The 17,819-nt window shown below is 59.9% G+C and carries 16 protein-coding genes and 1 tRNA gene; 9 read left to right on the top strand and 8 right to left on the bottom strand.

Translation table 11 applies throughout. The features are described 5' to 3' along the window. The first annotated feature begins 340 nt into the window (after positions 1–340). Positions 341–523, top strand: a complete 183-nt coding sequence (locus tag FHT84_RS29875; protein ID WP_183765656.1) for a hypothetical protein — start codon at positions 341–343, stop codon at positions 521–523. Between the two features lie 30 nt (positions 524–553). Here the strand turns inward: FHT84_RS29875 and FHT84_RS29870 are convergent, their stop codons facing one another. The 4 genes from FHT84_RS29870 to FHT84_RS29855 all read right to left on the bottom strand — a co-directional run bounded on the left by FHT84_RS29870 (position 554) and on the right by FHT84_RS29855 (position 2,377). Then, the gene (locus FHT84_RS29870; RefSeq protein ID WP_183765658.1) at positions 554–814 is read right to left on the bottom strand and encodes a hypothetical protein; all 261 of its coding nucleotides are present in this window, start codon (positions 812–814) and stop codon (positions 554–556) included. 61 nt (positions 815–875) lie between these two features. Then, positions 876–949 (bottom strand) — tRNA-Gln (locus FHT84_RS29865). A gap of 239 nt (positions 950–1,188) precedes the next feature. After that, positions 1,189–1,824: an NrsF family protein gene (locus FHT84_RS29860; RefSeq protein WP_183765673.1), complete on the bottom strand. Its 636-nt coding sequence runs from the start codon at positions 1,822–1,824 to the stop codon at positions 1,189–1,191. Continuing rightward, on the bottom strand, positions 1,811–2,377 hold the full coding sequence (locus FHT84_RS29855) for a sigma-70 family RNA polymerase sigma factor (RefSeq protein ID WP_183765676.1): 567 nt from the start codon (positions 2,375–2,377) through the stop codon (positions 1,811–1,813). Before FHT84_RS29855 ends, FHT84_RS29860 begins: the two co-directional genes overlap by 14 nt. A gap of 292 nt (positions 2,378–2,669) precedes the next feature. On the opposite strand from FHT84_RS29855, the gene FHT84_RS29850 reads away from it, so the two are divergent. The 5 genes from FHT84_RS29850 (at position 2,670) to FHT84_RS29830 (ending at position 5,568) form a co-directional block, all read left to right on the top strand. Further along, positions 2,670–2,936 (top strand): DUF2282 domain-containing protein, encoded by a 267-nt coding sequence (locus FHT84_RS29850; protein ID WP_112341693.1) that lies wholly within the window; start codon positions 2,670–2,672, stop codon positions 2,934–2,936. A gap of 46 nt (positions 2,937–2,982) precedes the next feature. Further along, positions 2,983–3,270, top strand: coding sequence for a DUF2282 domain-containing protein (locus FHT84_RS29845; RefSeq protein ID WP_112341694.1), 288 nt, complete (start codon positions 2,983–2,985; stop codon positions 3,268–3,270). A 146-nt stretch (positions 3,271–3,416) separates the two neighbouring features. Beyond that, on the top strand, positions 3,417–4,274 hold the full coding sequence (locus FHT84_RS29840; RefSeq protein WP_183765680.1) for a DUF692 domain-containing protein: 858 nt from the start codon (positions 3,417–3,419) through the stop codon (positions 4,272–4,274). 10 nt (positions 4,275–4,284) lie between these two features. After that, on the top strand, positions 4,285–5,040 hold the full coding sequence (locus tag FHT84_RS29835) for a DNA-binding domain-containing protein (RefSeq protein WP_183765682.1): 756 nt from the start codon (positions 4,285–4,287) through the stop codon (positions 5,038–5,040). Positions 5,041–5,058: 18 nt separating this feature from the next. Then, on the top strand, positions 5,059–5,568 hold the full coding sequence (locus FHT84_RS29830) for a DoxX family protein (protein ID WP_183765683.1): 510 nt from the start codon (positions 5,059–5,061) through the stop codon (positions 5,566–5,568). A 33-nt stretch (positions 5,569–5,601) separates the two neighbouring features. Here FHT84_RS29830 and FHT84_RS29825 read toward each other — a convergent pair whose 3' ends face one another. Further along, a complete protein-coding gene (locus FHT84_RS29825; protein ID WP_183765685.1) occupies positions 5,602–6,558 on the bottom strand; it encodes a phytanoyl-CoA dioxygenase family protein in 957 nt (318 codons plus the stop codon). 452 nt (positions 6,559–7,010) lie between these two features. On the opposite strand from FHT84_RS29825, the gene FHT84_RS29820 reads away from it, so the two are divergent. After that, positions 7,011–7,928 (top strand): DUF1003 domain-containing protein, encoded by a 918-nt coding sequence (locus tag FHT84_RS29820; RefSeq protein ID WP_183765687.1) that lies wholly within the window; start codon positions 7,011–7,013, stop codon positions 7,926–7,928. A gap of 48 nt (positions 7,929–7,976) precedes the next feature. Here the strand turns inward: FHT84_RS29820 and FHT84_RS29815 are convergent, their stop codons facing one another. Beyond that, complete coding sequence (locus tag FHT84_RS29815) at positions 7,977–9,194, bottom strand: TCR/Tet family MFS transporter (RefSeq protein ID WP_183765689.1); 1,218 nt, start codon at positions 9,192–9,194, stop codon at positions 7,977–7,979. Between the two features lie 75 nt (positions 9,195–9,269). Between FHT84_RS29815 and FHT84_RS29810 the strand changes: the two genes are divergently transcribed. Continuing rightward, positions 9,270–9,875 (top strand): TetR/AcrR family transcriptional regulator C-terminal domain-containing protein, encoded by a 606-nt coding sequence (locus tag FHT84_RS29810; protein WP_183765692.1) that lies wholly within the window; start codon positions 9,270–9,272, stop codon positions 9,873–9,875. A gap of 280 nt (positions 9,876–10,155) precedes the next feature. Here FHT84_RS29810 and FHT84_RS29805 read toward each other — a convergent pair whose 3' ends face one another. Further along, on the bottom strand, positions 10,156–10,665 hold the full coding sequence (locus FHT84_RS29805) for a hypothetical protein (RefSeq protein ID WP_183765695.1): 510 nt from the start codon (positions 10,663–10,665) through the stop codon (positions 10,156–10,158). Then, entirely contained in the window at positions 10,665–17,504 is a 6,840-nt protein-coding gene (locus tag FHT84_RS29800; protein ID WP_210283689.1) for a hemagglutinin repeat-containing protein, read from the bottom strand. The genes FHT84_RS29805 and FHT84_RS29800 overlap by 1 nt, the downstream gene beginning before the upstream one ends. Between FHT84_RS29800 and FHT84_RS31300 the strand changes: the two genes are divergently transcribed. After that, positions 17,491–17,819 (top strand): hypothetical protein (locus tag FHT84_RS31300; protein WP_210283688.1); only part of this gene is annotated, 329 nt, incomplete at its 3' end. The two genes, FHT84_RS29800 and FHT84_RS31300, sit on opposite strands and share 14 nt — an antisense overlap.

Genomic DNA, 17,819 nt, shown 5'->3' with positions numbered 1-17,819 from the left:
GCTCCTGCGCCGATTGCCTATCTCGTTCCCGCTTCCGTGCCTCTCGCTTGTATTCGGCCCAACTTTTTCGCATGTCCGTCTCCTTTCGTTGGACGGACAATGTCCAAGTGCGTTGGACATCTCAAATCCAATTGCATGTCCAACCTCAGAGGGTAGGAGGCAATGGCCGGGCCGGCACGGAGGTGTCGTTGCGTTTCCCACGCGTCCGCCGGTCGATCCCTAGGATCGCTGCCGTTCCCCGGTCCGGGGTCGCTGACTGTGTCGAGGAATATGGTAGGGTGGAAACGGCGAGCAGACAGAAGGACACTGCCTCTGACCCGTCAATTGCGAGGTGAAGACGATGAAAGACAATAGGGAGAAGCTCATTCGCCGGGCCAAGCCTGGCTACACGCCGCTGGACGCTGGTGACCTCGTGACTAGAGAATATGAGCGCCATGGGGCCCTCATGAAAGCGCTTAGGGAGTCCGAGGCTGATGAGGACGCTGCCCAGGATCCGCTGAACAATACGGACGTCGAGCAGTAGGCCGCCCCTCCTACGAGGCAGTTACGGCGCCTACGGACTCGGTTGCTCCAGCGCCCTTCGCACCAGGGCGCATCTGGTGTCGATGATTTTCCGGACGGTCTTCAGGATCGGATGGTAGGTGCCGTGCTCGGACATCACTTCCAACAATGCGTCGGCTTCCGGCCCGATCGCGTCCGCTATGCGCATCAACTCTCCGGCGAGCATACGCGTCGCGGCCTTGTTGGTCGGCACCAGCGACGCCCAGTGCTCCATCTGGATCGTGTCTGGCAGCGACCTGCCGCCGAGAGCCATCGCCATCTTCTTTGACAATCGTGGATCGACTAAGTGTCTGAAAAATGTGAAAAAAAGAGATTGGCTGGGAAACCTGGATTCGAACCAAGATTAACGGAGTCAGAGTCCGCTGTTCTACCATTGAACTATTTCCCAACAGCCGCCGGGCGTTGGATGCCCCTGCGGGGAAAGCAGGGCCTCTATAATCGAATTTGCCGCGGATGCAAACACTTTAACGCACGGAAAATGCGATTTTTTGAAAGTGGGGCCGGATCCTCATGATAGGTCACGAATCCGCCGGCGGCCAGCGGATTTTGCAAGCCATATGGTCCCAATTGCCTGAGAGGACGCCCGAAGAGCGATTTCGCCGGTGTCGACGCCACGCCTTCATTGCCTCACCAACGCAGCAGGCGCCTACCGAGGACATATCCGACAGCGGTCACCATGGCGATTGCGATCGGGTACCAGAGCAGCACGAAAAGCGGGCTGTCATCCGTGCAGTTGGAGGCATAAAAGGTCGCGGCGATGCCGCTGGCGGCCAGCCCGGCGACAGCGCCAGCGGCTCCCGGCTTTTCCGGCGCTCCATGGCGCAGGGCGAACAGGAAGCAGACAAGCGGTCCGATCGACAGCAGCGGGATGAGCGTCAGGCAGAAGCGGGCATTGTGCCCGATCATACGTGCACTCCAGCTGTCGGCCGGCATGACGGCCATTTCAACGGCAGCGGCCGCAAGCAGCAGGAGCGGTGCCGCCAGCAGCGCCCAGCCCCAGATGCGCAGCGGCACGCCCGGCCGGCCGATACGAAAGACAACGGCGCAAGCCGTCACCGCAAGCGCGATGGTCACCACGAATTTGAACAGGAAGCGGACGGTCTGCATCGCGCTGTCTATGTCGGCTCGAAATCCGATCATCGCAAAGAAAATGCCGCCGCTGATCAGAATGCCCGCGACGACCGCCGTGGTCAGGGCCTTGCCGATCCGCGTGCGGACCGGCGCGTCCTGCGCCAGAAGATTGATGAGGTCATCGGTTTTCACTGGTCTCACTCCGATAGAGGGCCGCAAGCGCCTTCAGCGCGCGATGCAGCGCGACGCGCACCGCCCCTTCCGTCATCTTCAGCCGGTCCGCCGTTTCCCGCACGCTGGTTCCCTCGACGGAAATCGCGCGCACGATGGTTTTCTGCGGATCCTTCAATTGCTCCAGCATACGATCGACATCGAACCGATCCAAGGCGTCGGCATGCTCTTCCGCCTCCAGGAAATCGATGACATCGTCGATCGGTACGCTCATATGTCGCCCACGCCTTCTCAGGCTGTCGATCAGCTTGTTGCGCACGATCGTCGACAGCCAAGGCCCGATCGGGCGTGATGAATCCCATGTACCGCGCTTCAGATGGATAGCGAGCAACACTTCCTGAACCACATCCTCAGCCTCGCTTACCGGCGCACCGAATTGATCGCAGCGCCTTTTTGCCATGGCGCGCAGATGCGGCGTCACCGAGGACAGGAAACGGTGGTAGGCCTGCGCATCGCCGTTGATGGCGGCGCGCATCCAGACTGCCCATTCCTCTTCGCGCGCCGAATGATTCATCCGACATCTCCTATACGCGGAACCGCAGGATTTCGTTACCGGCAACGGCACTTATTTTTCAAGCCCTTTCGTCTCGATCAGGAATCGTTGAACTCCCGCGTCTTTTGCCGATACGCGACATCAGGCTGACCCGCCGTGGGGCGCATATAAGTCCGGCCAGGGCAGATAGCCGGCGCAGCATGATGGACGTCATCTCGAAAAAAGTCCGATATGGCTGTAACATCCGGCCGGGACGCTCCGTAGACCTTGATGCAAGCCAATGGCGGCTCGCATCCATCAAGGAGACAGATCCATGAAGAACAGCATCATCACCCTGGCCATCGCCGGCTCGATCGCCTCGGCACTTGCATCCATCGCTGTCCCGGCATCGGCGGCCGACTCCAAGGAAAAATGCTACGGCGTCGCTCTCAAGGGTCAGAACGATTGCGCCGCCGGCAAGCATGATTGCGCCGGCAAGTCGACCATGAGCTACGACAAGATGTCCTTCAAGCTCGTTCCCACAGGCACCTGCACCTCCATGAAGACGCCGAAGGGCCATGGCTCGCTGACCCCGGCCTGATCCGAGACGGAATTGATCGTCAATCATCTCTCGTAAGGAACATGTCATGAGCAAGATGTCCGCACTCGCCCTGGCCGCGTCGGTTGCCACCGCAGTGACGCTTGTCACCGGCACAACGACGACCGCCTCGGCCGCCGATGCCAAGGAAAAATGCTACGGCGTTGCCCTCAAGGGCCAGAACGATTGCGCCGCCGGCCCCGGCACGACCTGCGCCGGAACATCGAAGGTCGATTACCAGCGCAATTCGTGGAAGCTGGTTCCCGCTGGAACCTGCGAGACGATCAAGACGCCGAGCGGTCACGGCACCCTGACGCAGGGTCCGGCGCCCGTCTGACAAGGCAGCGCGAACACGTGGGCGGCGCATTTTTCTTTAGGGGCGCCGCCCGCCTCCCCAACGGAATGATCTCTTTGTTTTCATGCAATTCCAAATGCAAAACCCCCCGCGTATTTTGCTGGAACTGCTCCTACCCGGAGGCCGCAATGAAACCGTCAGAACTTCCTCGCCATGCCGGTGTCGGCTTCAAACCGGAGCACTTCGCCGCGATCAACGCCGAAAGGCAGCCGATCGGCTTTTTCGAGGTCCATGCCGAGAACTACATGGGTGCCGGCGGCCCGCCGCATGCCCAGCTCGGCAGGCTGCGCGGCGACTATGCCCTGTCCATCCATGGCGTCGGCCTTTCCATCGGCTCGATGCAGCCCTTGGATAGCGAACATCTTGCCCGCCTTAAGATCGTCTGCGATCGCTACGAGCCGGAGAGTTTTTCGGAGCATCTTGCCTGGTCGAGTCACGACACGACCTTTCTCAACGATTTGCTGCCCCTGCCCTATACCGAGGCGACGCTCGCGCGGGTCTGCGACCATATCGATCAGGTTCAGGCACTACTCGGCCGCCAGATGCTGCTGGAGAATCCGGCTACCTACCTGCTCTTCGAAGAGAGCACGATCGAGGAAACGGACTTTCTGGCCGACGTTGCCCGCCGCACCGGCTGCGGCCTGCTGCTAGACGTCAATAACGTGTTCGTCGCCGCCACCAACCACCACATGGATGCGCGCGCCTATCTCGAGCGCTTTCCTGTGCAATGGGTGCGCGAGATCCATTTGAGCGGCCATTCGGAAACCGTCGACGACTCAGGTGCGCCGCTTTTGATCGACAGCCACGATACCCCGGTGAAGGATCCCGTCTGGGCGCTCTATGAAGAGCTCATCGGCCGGATCGGTCCAGTGGCCAGCCTGGTCGAGTGGGACAACGACGTGCCGGAATGGCCGGTTTTGAGGGCCGAGGCCGAAGCAGCCGAAGCCATCCTGAAACGCGCCGTCGCCGCACGTCGGGCAGCCTGAGGAGGGATCGATGTCTCTCACCACGCAAAGTGAATTCGCCGCAGCGCTCGTCAATCCCGATCTCGCGGTGCCCGATGGATTGATGGCCTGGAATGGCTCACAGCCGGCCCGGCGTTTCGGCGTCTATCGCAACAATGTCGCCATCGGCCTGATCGGCGCGCTCGCCTCGCGCTTTCCGGCGGCGGAAAGGATCGTCGGCAAGGAATTCTTCGCAGCCATGGCGCATGAATTCATTCGGCTGCATCCGCCGCGATCGCCGCTGCTGCTTGCCTATGGCGATGATTTTCCCGAATTCGTCGAGGGTTTCGAACCGACTCGAGAAATCCCTTATCTGCCCGACGTCATGAGATTGGATGCAGCCCGAGGCCGGGCCTATCACGCGGCCGATGCATTGCCGGCCGATGCCGCCTTGCTGGCGATCGTCGAGCCGGAGGGGCTTTCGAAGCTGAAATTCACGCCGCATCCCTCGGCCTCCGTCATTCGCTCCGCCCATCCGGCCGTCACCATTTGGGCGATGAATACCGGCGAAATCGAGCTTGTCGATATTGCCGATTGGACCGGCGAGGATGCACTCGTCGTTCGTCCGGAGATGATCGTGGAAGTGCATCGCCTGCCTCCGGGCGGCGCCAGCTTCCTGGAGAAGCTATTTGCCGGCGCCGATCTCGGCAGCGCCTTCGAGACGTCCCTTGCCGAAACCGCAGATTTCGATCTTTCCGCCAACCTCGCCGGTGCGTTCACGGCAGGCGCTTTCATGGCCATTCGCTGAACGCCAAGAGGAATGAAGATGCAGAACCAGATGATGACGGCCGCCCCGGCCGAACGCGAAACCGTGCCCCAAAAGCTTCATGACGCTCTGAGATTGCTCGACCGCATTCCGCACGATCTGATCGCCCTCATAGCGCGGCTGTCGATCGCCGCTGTCTTCTGGCAATCCGGCCAGACCAAGGTGGAGGGCTGGCATGTGACCGACAATGCCGTCTATCTCTTTCAGACGGAATATAAACTGCCGCTGGTCGATCCCTGGATTGCCGCTCATATCGCCGCCTTCAGTGAGCATTTCTTTCCCTTTTTGCTCGTGATCGGCCTCGCAAGCCGGCTGTCGGCGCTGGCATTGCTCGGCATGACGCTGGTGATCGAGATTTTCGTCTATCCCGATGCCTGGCCGACGCACGGCACCTGGGCAACCTGCTTTCTGGTGATCATTGCCGGCGGTCCTGGCCGCATCGCGCTCGATCACCTGATCGCCAGGCGGTTCAGCCGTTCGTCCCGGGACGGGACCAAGGGGAACGCCTGATAGCGGCGCTCCCGGCATGACAATCAAGCAAGGCTATCGCAGGACTGGCTCGCCATGGAAGCGGCGCCGCGACGGCTTCGAGACGCCGAAGCCGACCTCCATCATCAGGCGCGGCTTCCGCGTGGGCACCGTGCCCATGTGGAAGCCGAAAGGATCCTCCACGAAGCCGGATCCGGCCTTGCCGGTCAGCGTCAGCGCATTCGCCTGTCCATAATAATCGAGCACCTCGTTCGCGGGATGCCCCACCAGCAAAGTCAGCTGATGCCGGAGCTGGCGGCGGCGGTGGCTTCCCTTGATGAAGACGTGCGGGCCTGTACCCTCGTCCACGTCGACGAGATTGAAGAAGAACTTCAGCATCCGCCAGTCGTCGAGATCGAAGTGATATTTATCCAGCGAGGCAAGGCTTCTGTCGGCCTCGGAAGCCTGGGTCGGGAAGCTCCACCAGATGCGGGTGGTGATCACCTTGGCCTGCCCGCCGAGATATTGGCGAGCGACATCGATCAGCAACGGATCGCGCTGCACCGCCATGACGGCCTCGCAATCAAGCGAGCGTTCGAAGAAGTGTCCGCTTAGAATCGGCCGCCCGAAGCGGGCTTCCGCTTGTCCGTGTTCGCTGGCGACAAATTCGAGCTGCCTGTTGAAATTGCCGTAGCAGCCGGTTTTTCCGGCGAATTCGGCGATCTCCCGATGGATGTGATCCGGCAGCATCAGGCTCGGATAGATACCATCCGTTCGCAAGGCATCGACGACAGCGCTGCGCTCGACACCGGCAAACATTGAGGCGCCGGAAATGGGGAGCCTGACGGCCTGCTTGGTTGCAAGCCAATGGATCTGCCGAAACGGCAGGGTTCTGGCCAATAGGAACATGGGCAACCAGGCCGGATTTTCTTTAAGATCGGTCAGGTACGTCGGTATCCTGACAGCCATGCGCTTGAAGCGGCCGCCCTGTCGGGCGATGGACTCCAAGTCTCTTGCCGGGGGATTGTGCATAGCTATCCTTTCCGCATATTTGCAAAACCCGTGGCAACAGGCCCAACACCCCTGTTGATGCGATATAATTCTTTGAAACTCTAAGTTTATTCGCAGCAGCGAATGTCTGCTGCAGCGCGGCAAATAGCGGTCGCCCCGCCCCGGTCAAGGGTCCTGAAAGTCAAAACTTGATCGTAATCGTAGAAATTTCCGCTGAAACACGCAGCGCGTTCGAAAGCATTTGCGAGATCGCGCGGCGTGGTTGTTTTTCATGCCTGATAACCATCGTGACGCCGGAAGATGCGGGGAACAGCGCATTTCATTTGCCGTTACTTAGGATAATGGCGCTAAGCATGCTCAGGAAAGTGAACGGCGGTTTCATTCGGCTGCGATTTCGACAGCCTTCCAACAGTCACATTCCTGTTCGCATTATTGGTTAGATGAGCGAGAAAACGTCAAAAAGGCCCCCTTATATGGCAGAAACGAAGACCTTTGAACCGGCGGAAGGGATCGTCGATTTCGACGCGGGCGAGGGCGAGACCCCGACCGTGGTGGAGATGGACGACTATACGAAGAGCCTCGCCCAGGCGAAGGCCAAGTCCGTCAAGCTTATCGACGCTATCACCGGTCAGGTGCTCAAGAAGAAAGATGCCGTGCATGTCGACGATCTCCGCCCCTCGCTGGCGGATTTCATGCGGCTGAAGCACCCGCAGCTTCGTGCCGACGACTATATCAGCCGCAAGGTCATGGACGATTATCGCGCCCAATATATCGCCGAGCTGCTGACGGTGGAGCGCGGCGAGCTTTCCAACCTTGAAGACGAGGTCGTCGAAAGCCTGAAGACACATGATACGCTGGCCGAGAACATCGAAGAGGATTATGAGGACCATCGCTCCATCGGCGACCGCATGGCGGACGGCGTGGCGTCCTTCGGCGGCAGCTGGACCTTCATCATTTCCTTCTGCCTGTTTCTCGCCGTCTGGATGGGCATCAATCTCTTCATGGGCGAAAAACAGGCCTTCGACGCCTATCCGTTCATCCTGCTGAACCTGGTTCTTTCGACGGTCGCCGCGCTGCAGGCGCCGATCATCATGATGAGCCAGCGCCGGCAGGAAGAAAAGGACCGCCTGCGCGCCCTCAACGACTACAAGGTCAACCTGAAGGCCGAACTGGAAATCCGCCACCTGCATGAAAAGGTCGATCATCTCCTCAATCGCCAATGGGAGCGGCTGACCGAAATCCAGCAGATCCAGATCGAGATGATGCTGGAACAGGCCAAGGCCGCCACCCGGGCGATCAAGGCCAACAAGGCGGCGAAGGCGAAGACCAGCGCGCTGAAGAGCCTCTTCACCAAGGCCAGGGACCCTGATCCGGATGAATCCGCCACCTGACCGCCGACACTCGGTGGCGCCTTTCACCATGGCGCCACCGACTGTCCTTCAGGGCTGCTCACCTTGCCGACATTTCACGCCTACTGGCGGTTCATGTGCCTGCCGCCGATGCGCAAACAGAACCGGCATGCACAGGAGATAGAGGAAGGCGCCCAGAACCCAGACGAGACCGGGAAAGACATGCCGTGAGGCGAAATAGATCTCGCTGATCGCCAACGGCGCCACCATGGATGCGAGGCTCGCCAGGCTGGTCAGCACCCCCTGCAGGCGCCCCTGCTCATCCGCGCCCACCCGTTTCGTCATCAACGACAGCAGCGCGGGTTGGCCGATACCGCCGAGGCAGAAGAGCGGAAAAAGCAGGAAGGCGATGAAGCCACGCGTGGCAAAGGCGATCGCGATATAGGCAGCGCCATCGCAGACGATCGCGACGATAAGCGCGAACCGCTCACCCCAGCGTTCGCTCAGCGGACCGGCGACGAAGGCCTGGGCGAGAGCGTGGAAGACGCCGAAGCCGGCGAGAGACAGGCCGAGGGTCGCCATATCCCAGCCGAACTTGTCCTGACCATAAAGCACCCAGATGGTGCCGCCGACCTCGCCGACGATGGCAAGGAGGATGGATAGGAATAGCAGCGGCAGGAGAGCCGGAAATGCACCGATCCAGCGCAGCGGTGCCAGCGGATGAAAGGCGGCCGGGTCGATTCTCTCGGGCTTCGCCGTCCGCGTCTCGGGCAGCACGATCAGCGCAATGATGAAATTCGCCATCACGAGCAGCGCGGCCGCAATGAAGGGTGCTCGCAGCGAAATCGTGCCCAGCATGCCGCCGATCACGGGTCCGAGAATGAAGCCGATGCCGAAGCAGGCGCTGAGGAGCCCGAAAGCCCGCGCCCGGCGCTCCTCCGGCATGATGTCGGTAAGACAGGCCGCCGCCACCGCGGCATTGGCGGCCGTCAGGCCGGCAAAGGCTCGCCCGAGAAACAACCACCAGAAACCCGGCGCCAAGGCCATGAAGGCGTAGTCGATCATGCCACCCGCCAGCGAAACGAGCAGCACCGGCCTGCGGCCGTAGACATCGCTCAGCGTCCCGAGGATGGGAGAGGCGAGAAACTGCAGCGCCGCATAAAGCGAAAGGAACGCGCCGAAGCGCCAGCCGAGCTCAGGCGTATGCGCCACGCTCTGTAGAAGCTCCGGCAGGATCGGCATCACGAGACCAGTTCCGGCGGCATCGAGAACGACGACGGAGAGGATGGTCAAAAGCATCTTGTTCATAGTACAAAACTTATCATTGATAAGTAACTTTATCGCCGATAAATTATGAGGATCGAATTGTCAATCGGAGAGCCTATGAAAATCGACAGGAACCAGATCGTCGATGTAGCCCTAACCATCCTGAACGAAGTCGGTATTGACAGCCTGTCGACTCGGTTGATCGCCCAGCGCCTCGGCGTCCAGCAGCCCGCCCTCTACTGGCACTTCAAGGGCAAGCAGGCGCTGCTTGCGGCGATGAATGCCGAGATGCTAAGGCGAAAACACAGCCGCAACGTACCTCTGGCCGGGGAGACCTGGCAGGAATTCCTGCGCGCCAATGCCCGCAGCTTCCGCTCCACCCTTCTGGCATGGCGCGACGGCGCCCGCGTTCACGCGGGAACCGAGGTCGATCCTTTGGATCTCGACGCGATCGAAGCCCAGCTGGAATGTCTGCTTGCCGCCGGCTTCGACGCGGGAAAGGCGCTGGAACTGCAGATCGCGATCAGCCGCTATGTGGTGGGATGTGTACTGGAGGAGCAGGCGGATGCGGCCGATCCGCCGGACCGCGCAGCCCTCGACGCCGCGGCGGAAAGCCATCCGAACCTTGCCAAAGCCTTGACGGTCTATCGCGCCAAAGGCCATGAGGCCTTGTTCGAAGCCGGTCTCGAGCTGCTGATCGGCGGGGCCGAGACCGGCAAATAGATACATGCTCACTCAGTGCCGTTCCGGGCGAAAATGCATCATCTCTCGGCGTTGAAACGGCGGCCGAGATCCGGCCCAGTGCCCAAATAATGTCGAAACACGTAAAACAGCGGGCTCCATCTGCTGGTATACCAGCGAGTTTCGACCCTGCTAGCGCACGCTTGGAAAATTCGCGCGGATAGCCGTTAATAGCGGAGCGACCATGAGGTTGGACATGAATTTTCCTGGCTGGGAAGGAACGGAAGACGACGGAGGCATCGCAGTGTGAGGTCTCAAGTAACTATTCATTGTTGAGTAGAGACTCTAACCAAGGCCGATCCAAAGACAGCCTTTCTATATCGTCGCTAGATTGTGCGTATTGCGCTACGGTCAGTCGTCCACTAATCCTCTGAAGTGAAATGTATGCTGTGCCCCTTAATATCGGATCAAGTCCTTCATTCACCACGACCTTTGCAAGCAACTGTGTAACCATGCCGATGTCGAGTAACTTGTTGTAAACAACTAAAGTTCCAAGCGCAGCACATACGGTCGTCAAAACATACTGATCGCGCTCATCACCGGCAACAAACGCTAGAATAGTGGGAAACGCGTCCACATCCCGCCAATGTATACCAGCAAGGCTCACAGCTTTTTCACGAATATCGGCATCGCTGTGGCCAATAAGGTCCAAAACATGCCTCTTGATCACATCTTTAACAATACCTGAATGATCGCCACTTAATTCGTATAGAGCTTCTATTACGTCACTCCGTCTTTTTGAGCATAGTTTCTTTTCAATCCCATTGTTCATCACTTAGCGCCTCCAGCAAGAGTTGTCCTCATCCTAGCCAAGGTGGCCGTGCCGCGTTGATACGCATCTTCTAATATTGCTCTAGCCTCAGAAGAGAGATATGGGTTCCTCAAGCTACCTGCTATACCATCTGTAGCATCTTTGAGAGCCCTTACCGATTGCTGCATTTCCGTGATATGGTCATATCCCGTGTCAATGCCCTGCAATTCTTTCGCCACTCCCTCAAAATCGTGCGGCTTTGCATTATTTTCGAGGACGTTATTTATTTTGTTCACATCCTGTCGTTGGGCACGACGCAATGGATCTGAACCACCGTCGTCATCAGGATCAGGCGATCCGGTGGCAGTACCTGGATTTCCCGAAACCGAACTGTCAGTTCCAGACCCAGATCCACCTTCCTGATTGTATACGATATCAATTCCGCTTTGGTTCGAAATTTGTTGCGCCAAGGCATCTAGCATTGCCGCCGGCATTGCTCCGCCGAGCGCTGTCCCCGACAAGATTTCAAATCCGCCATCGCCGGTAATCTGCATTCGTAGCGATACCGTACTTTTATCCGGCAATGTTATAGTCGCGGTGCGTATAAATTGGTCACTATTTCCAGTTAAACGGACTGTCGTGCCGTCGCTCAGAGTCTTTGTCTCGTCAATCGGCCCGCCGGTTGAGTTCGTCGATGCCAAAAGGAAGCCTCCCGTCAGAAGCCCGGCGACAATGGTGCCCCCAAGCGTTGCTTCGCCGACGACCATCTTTGTCATGTTCTGAAAGAGTTGCAGGCAGCTCTGCGCGCCATCCGGCGAGATTGTGACCCTGCCGCCAGCTGTATTGATGACGCAACTCATCGAATCTGCATAAGCGGGAGTGATCAGCCAGTCGAAGATGCTGTGTTTGATTTCGCCATGCTGTCCGCAGCTCGCCAAGGCCGCCAGCACCTTCGGATCGTTTCGGTAAGCGGAGAGTGCTGCGGCTGATTTCAAATCATCCGGCGAGAGTTTCTTATCGCCTGCTAACCTTGTAAGTGCATCACTAATAGCCTGCTCAATCGTTTTTCCTGCAACGATCGCCCCTTGCAGACTCTGTACGGAGACATAGGGTTCGAGATCGATATGCTTGTCCTTGGTGATGACGTTCTGCTGTGCCGGATCGGTGTTGATCTGATCGACCGGTCTTGTCTGTCCGGCCTGCTCAAGCGAAGCCTGCTGATCGGCATTGCGGATGGCTATGTTGCCAGCGCCGCCGCTGCTACTGATCGTTGCCTTGATCGACTGCTCGACATCATCGAGCTGGTATTTGCCGCTGGCGCTGGAATTGTTCCTGGTTTGACCGTTGGCATCTATGCCGGAATAAAGGTCGATATTGGCATTGACCTCATAGCCCTGGTACTTCTGCGAGCCGACGAAGTCGGACCAAGTCAGCGTGCCAGTGTCCAGGCTAACCTCGCCCTTGCTGGAGATCAGGCCGGCTGCCGTCAGATTAGTGTTCTTGCCGACGATGATATTCTGGTCACCGGTGGAATAAAGACCGGCGGGCGTATCGATCCAGTTGGTCGAGCCTTTGCCGGAACCGAAGCCCGGCTGCACGCCGCCCAGCGTTAACCCCCCAAGCGCCGTGCCGATGTTGCCTGATGTCAGCAGATCCTGTCCGGCAGTGCTGCCAACCGTCGGCCCAGTAAATGAGAAGCCGAGCGAGGACGAACTGTTCGATTGGCTGCCGGTGTTCGGCGTCGAAACGATATTGAGATTGCCGCCGACGTTGCCGTCGATCGTATCGGCAGAGAAGACAGTGTTGTTGAGCGTGGTGTCGCCCTTTGAGATGAAGGTGATGTTATTCGTGGCGCTGACGGTGGAGATCACCTGCGTCGTCGACGAACTCGACGACTTCGATTGGCCCGCCGAGACACTGGCCGTCGGGGTGATGCCCGTCGCGCCACCCATACCGACGCCGACAGACACGCCGATGCTGGCGCCGGCCGACTGACTACTCGACGACGCATTGGATGTCGCCTGGGCGCCGGCCATATCGATGTTGTTGGCGGAAATCTTCACGCTGCCATTCATCGGATCATCGGCATGATCAGCGCTCGCGGTGGCTGAGATTTGAGCGCCACGGCTCACAAGATCACCATCGGTCGAGATATCGACCGACCTGCCCGAAATCGTCGGCAGAACCGGTGTCGAAGTCGAAACCGAAGTCTCGTTCTTGGAATAGCTGAAGCCGGCTGTCAGCGAGATCGAGGCGAGATTGCCGGCATTGATGCCATCCTTGAGGCTCGAGAGCGCATCGTAAGCTTGCATCCCGGCAAAGGCGACATTGGCCGCCGAATAGCCGTCCGTGACCTTGCCAAGCTTGGAGGCAAGGTTCTCGATGCTCTGGCCGGCGCCGACGAAGCTGGAGGAGACGCCGACGCTGACACCTGCAAAGAAGCTGGTCGCCACCTCATCGAAATTGGTGACGTCATTGCCGGAGAGAATATTGACGCCATTCTTGCCGACGATAGTGACACTGCCGTCGGCAGCGATCTGGCCGGCCTGATCATTGAAGGTGCCGTCGGCGGTCAACTTGATATCGCCGCCCGCCTTAATCGTCGAGACCGCATTGGTGTCGGCACTCTGATTGATCTGATCCGTGAAGCGCCCCGCACCGATGCCGATGGAGGCACCGCCCCCGCTGGTCGAGACCTGAATACCGAAGCCGGAGCGCTTGTCGCTCTTCGAGGTGTCGTCGCTCTCATGGCCCGGCAGGATATTGATGTCGCCGGTTGCCTTGCCAGTGACATCACCACTTGTCGCGGCGATCGACGAACCGATGATATTTAGGTCGCCCTTGGTGGCATTGAGCGTGATGTTGCCATTGGCAGCAGAAAGCGTCGAGCCGATATTGTCGCTCGAACTTTCGCTGATCGTCTTGTCATGGCTGCCATAGATCGAGATAAACCCACCGCCGGACCCAACGCCGATGCCCGACTTCTTGGTCTGCTTATCGCTCTCGTGTTCCTCCTGAGCCCCCATGACGGTGACGGTAGAGCCGGAGAGGCTGAGATCATTCCCCGCTGCCATTTCCGAACCCGAGACGACGGCCTCGCCACCGGCGTTGACAGTAATATTGCCGGACGCGGCAATCGAGGAGCCGACCGTATTCTCGTCGTAGGTATGGGTATGGGTCTTCGATGAGGAAAGGAACCCACTGGACTTGCTGTCGGAGGTCGTTTCCCTGGTGTCCTTGCCGGAGGCGATGACGACGTTGTTGGCCGCCTGGATATTGGCGTTCGCGGTATGAGTCGCATCGCCAGCCGTGACATCGGAGGCCGAGATCGTGACGTTGCCACCGCTGGAGGCGATGCCGACGCCGGTCTGGCCTGAGATCGACGAACCGTTCGCGGTGGTCGTCGCTTCGCTTGCCTTCTTCGAACCGGACTTGCTGGAAGAGGAAGCGCTATCGGTTGCTTCACCAACGGTGATGTCACCCTTGGCGGCGAGGTTGGCGGTACCGCCCTTGGCATCGACATCGGAGCCGATGACGCTGATGTTGCCCGCGTCGGCCTGGACGGTTACGTTGCCATTCTGCGAGGTGATCGACGAACCGTTGCTGGTGACGCCGGTCGAAGACGACTGGCCGCCCTTGTAGCCATTGGCAACACCGGCAATCGTCTTCGACTGGCTCGTGGTCTGATCCTGCGAGGCAGTGATTGCTATATTGCCGTTTGTCGAGACGATACCGAGATTGCCGCCGGCATCGAGCGTCGAGCCGCCGATCAACACACCCTGATTGCCCGATACCAGCATAGCGCCGCCGGCGATGAGCGATGAGCCCTGCTGAATCTGGCTGGTCGTGGTCGTGATCGTGCCGCCTTGAGAAAGGTTCAGCCGGTCCTTGCTGAGCACGGTATTGTCGACGCCGGCGGAGATGATGTTGACCGAGCCGTTCGCGGAGACAACAGACAGGTCGCCTCCGACCTTGGCGGAACTGGCGATGATGTTAACGCCATTCGCGCCCGCGACGGTGAGATTACCGCCCGTCGTCACCGTGGTGCCGACCAGCGTCTGGACACCGCCATTGTCCTGCTTGATGGCGCCTAGCGTTACCGTCTGACCAGAGAGCTGCGCACCGCCGCCCGCGGCCACCTTCGTGCCACTCAGCGTTAGGCTGCCCGCGCCAGCATCCATCTTCAGGTTGCCGCCGGCCGTGACGCCGCCATTGGCGGCAATCACGGTCTGCCCGCCGATGGTCATCGTCTGGGCGGCAAGCGTGATGCCGTTGGTGGCATTCAGGTTCATGTTGCCGCCGGCGAGGAAAGCGCCCCCATTTGCCTTGATCTCGGTCGCATTGATGGTCATGCCATCCGCTGCGGCGATCGCGCCGGAATTATTGACGGAGCTGGCGTCGATGCTGACGGTATTGCCGGCGATTACGGCTGCGGACGTGGTCTTCGCCCGATCTGCGGCAGAGAGATAGACGACCGGCACCAGCACCGGTGCGCCGTCGACGATCTGCGTCTGGTAGATCACCATCGACTGGGTCAGCGATGCGGCCTGCTCTGGCGTCAATGCCTGCCCGAGGCCAAGCCCGTTCGCCTCGGCGTAAGCGACGCCATTGTCGAGCAACGTCTTCATCTGATCGGTGGCGTTATCGCCGGGAACGAAGGAACCGGCACCAAGTCCATTGCCGACGAGTTGTCGCATCTGCTCGTCGATCAGCTGGTTGTCGAAATAGGCATCGCCGAGGAAGGGAACTTTGGTCTCCGGGGTATAGCCAACACGGTCGATGAAATAGGCCGAGCCGTAGAACTTCGACACGTCGAGGAAGGCCGCCCGTGTCTCGAACAGGAAGACCTGGCCCGGCACAGTGCCGCCGACCCCGCCGGACTGCGGCTTGGCAAGAGTAGCGAGCTGAGCGCCGTTCGTTTGCAGGATCTGGGTGAGATTCCCGCTATTGCCGATCGCCGCGGTGAGTTTGCCCAACAGGCTGTTCGGGCTGACCGAAGCACTACCAGCCGTCAGGTTGCTGCCATTGACTGACGGGCCGGTCGCAGCAGTCACGCCGCTACCGCTTAGCGTCGCGGTATTGTTTGCGGTCAGATTGCCGCTACTGATCGAGCCGCCGCCGCTGGCCCGCAGATTGTTGCCGTTGACTGCCGGTCCGGATCCAACCGTTGGGCCATTGCCTGCAAGCGAAGGTCCACCAGCAGTGCTGGCACCGCCATTGGTCGCAACGGTTGAGAGCGCCGCACTGACGTTGAACAATGCCCCGCCGGCGGTCATGCTGTTGAGGGCACCAAGCGGATTGCTCGTCGTTGCAGGAGCGTCAATCGCAACCTGACCCGCGATGGAGCCGTTGGACGCAACGTTGTTGACGGCCCCGCCGCCATTGATGGCAAGGGCGCCGCGTGCCTGGATGACACCGGAGATAGCGCCGACCACCTGCACGTTGACCGTGGTGCCAGGGTTCAGATCACGTGACGGATCGCGCGTGCCATTGGGATTCGGCGTATAGCTGAGCGCCGGGTCATTGCTGCCAATGCACGGGCGATTGGGACCGCTGCAATCCAGCCCGCCTTGCGTCGGGTCCGAGGAGACGACGTCTGGGTAATATTGACATGGAGTGCTGCTATCGCAGATCGTCTGGGTGACGCGGTTCAGCGTCGCGCCGTCATTGGTGAGCGTGCCCGCCACCGTGAGCAGCATGTTGCCGTCGGACTTGATCGAGCTGTAGGAGTTCCAAAGATTGGTGGCATTGATGGTCAGATCCTGACCAGCGCGGATCTGTGCGGGGGCGCCAGCACCGCTGATCAACTGATCCTGCGAAACGATCTGACTGACCAGATGATCGACGGCTTGTACCCAGGTATATGTCGGAGAATCGTGATCGCCCGAACCGTTGCAGCGGGTCTGGCAGCGGTAAGTCCTGGTGATCACATCATAGGCACTGAGAATGGCATTGGAAATCTGCACGTCGCGCTGGATTGCCGGAGCTGAGGTCGTAACGTTGCTCAGGCCATTGGTCAGGATCGACATATTGCCGCCAGACTGGATGAGACCGGCGGAGTTGACCACGGCGCCGTTGCGCTGACCGCCGCCCGGCCCGGCGATGGTAAGGCCATTGCCGGAAACGATAGCGCCCTGGTCATTGGTCAATGTGCCGCCGACGAGGAGGTTGGCGTTGTTGCCGGCAAAGACGAGGCCGGAGGGGCTGTTGTAGAAGTCGCCAGCGACGTTGAAGGTCAGATTGTTGCCGGCGGCCAGCTGACCGGTATTGCCGAGCGACGGCAGGTTGAGCGTCAGGTCATGCGCGGCAAGCAACGATGTGTTGGCGGTGGTGACGAGGCCTGCGGCAGAGATGGCGATGTCGCCGGAACCGCCGGCGACGCGATCACCGTTGCCGGTGACGCTGGAGGTGACGGTGCTGACCTCGGCATTGGACAGATCCGCATTGCCCGACAGATTGAGTGACAGGCCGCCGAAGACGAGATTGCTGCCGGACAGATTGGCGGAAGAGCCGTTGACAATCAGCGTACCGCCGCCGGCAATCCGGCTGCCCCTGCTGCCGGAGAGATCGACGGCACCGGTATTGAGCGTCAGATTGCCGCCGACGCGGGTGGTGTTGGTATAAGCAATGGCGCCGGGCGCCGTGAGCGTGGCGCTGCCAAGGCTCTGCAGGCTGTTGTAACCGATGTTCTGCGTTGCCGTGGCCGCAAGATTGCCACCCGAAAGCAGAGAATTGGCGCTGATACTGCCGCTCGAGGCTGAGAGCGTCATCGCGCCGGTACGCTGCAGCATCAAGCTGCCGCCGGCCGCGGCACGGGTGGCGGTGAAATCGACGCCGGAGACCAGCGTGTCGATCGCCATCGATCGGGCGGATAGATTGACGTTGCGGCTGGCAAGCGATTGGCCGGTGAGCGTGATCGAATTCCCCGCGGTGATCGTCAGATCGTCGTGGGAGACGGCATTCGCGCTGACATTGTTCGCCGCGTTGGCGGTGATGCTGCCGGCAGCAAGGAGGCTGTTGAAAGAGATGTCGCCTGCCGTGGCTAGGAGCGTGAGATTGCCGGTCGGACCAAGAATAACGTTCCCGGCGCCCGATTGGTCCATCGCCGCAAAATCGACACCGGCCGCGATGACGTTGCCGCTGACGGCAGATCCGGTGATCGAGACGTTGCTGGC

Source organism: Rhizobium sp. BK289, from assembly GCF_014193575.1.
GTDB classification, from domain to species: domain Bacteria; phylum Pseudomonadota; class Alphaproteobacteria; order Rhizobiales; family Rhizobiaceae; genus Rhizobium; species Rhizobium tropici_C.
This window is presented reverse-complemented; position numbering and strand designations above follow the sequence as displayed.

Bases quoted from the DNA above. Each gene is read 5' to 3' on its own strand.
- FHT84_RS29850 (WP_112341693.1), top strand. From the start codon at position 2,670: ATGAAGAACAGCATCATCACCCTGGCCATCGCCGGCTCGATCGCCTCG.
- FHT84_RS29840 (WP_183765680.1), top strand. From the start codon at position 3,417: ATGAAACCGTCAGAACTTCCTCGCCATGCCGGTGTCGGCTTCAAACCG.
- FHT84_RS29835 (WP_183765682.1), top strand. From the start codon at position 4,285: ATGTCTCTCACCACGCAAAGTGAATTCGCCGCAGCGCTCGTCAATCCC.
- FHT84_RS29815 (WP_183765689.1), bottom strand. From the start codon at position 9,194: ATGAACAAGATGCTTTTGACCATCCTCTCCGTCGTCGTTCTCGATGCC.
- FHT84_RS29805 (WP_183765695.1), bottom strand. From the start codon at position 10,665: ATGAACAATGGGATTGAAAAGAAACTATGCTCAAAAAGACGGAGTGAC.
- FHT84_RS29845 (WP_112341694.1), top strand. From the start codon at position 2,983: ATGAGCAAGATGTCCGCACTCGCCCTGGCCGCGTCGGTTGCCACCGCA.
- FHT84_RS29800 (WP_210283689.1), bottom strand. From the start codon at position 17,504: ATGGCGATCGACACGCTGGTCTCCGGCGTCGATTTCACCGCCACCCGT.
- FHT84_RS29875 (WP_183765656.1), top strand. From the start codon at position 341: ATGAAAGACAATAGGGAGAAGCTCATTCGCCGGGCCAAGCCTGGCTAC.
- FHT84_RS29820 (WP_183765687.1), top strand. From the start codon at position 7,011: ATGGCAGAAACGAAGACCTTTGAACCGGCGGAAGGGATCGTCGATTTC.
- FHT84_RS29870 (WP_183765658.1), bottom strand. From the start codon at position 814: ATGGCTCTCGGCGGCAGGTCGCTGCCAGACACGATCCAGATGGAGCAC.
- FHT84_RS29825 (WP_183765685.1), bottom strand. From the start codon at position 6,558: ATGCACAATCCCCCGGCAAGAGACTTGGAGTCCATCGCCCGACAGGGC.
- FHT84_RS29810 (WP_183765692.1), top strand. From the start codon at position 9,270: ATGAAAATCGACAGGAACCAGATCGTCGATGTAGCCCTAACCATCCTG.
- FHT84_RS29830 (WP_183765683.1), top strand. From the start codon at position 5,059: ATGCAGAACCAGATGATGACGGCCGCCCCGGCCGAACGCGAAACCGTG.
- FHT84_RS29855 (WP_183765676.1), bottom strand. From the start codon at position 2,377: ATGAATCATTCGGCGCGCGAAGAGGAATGGGCAGTCTGGATGCGCGCC.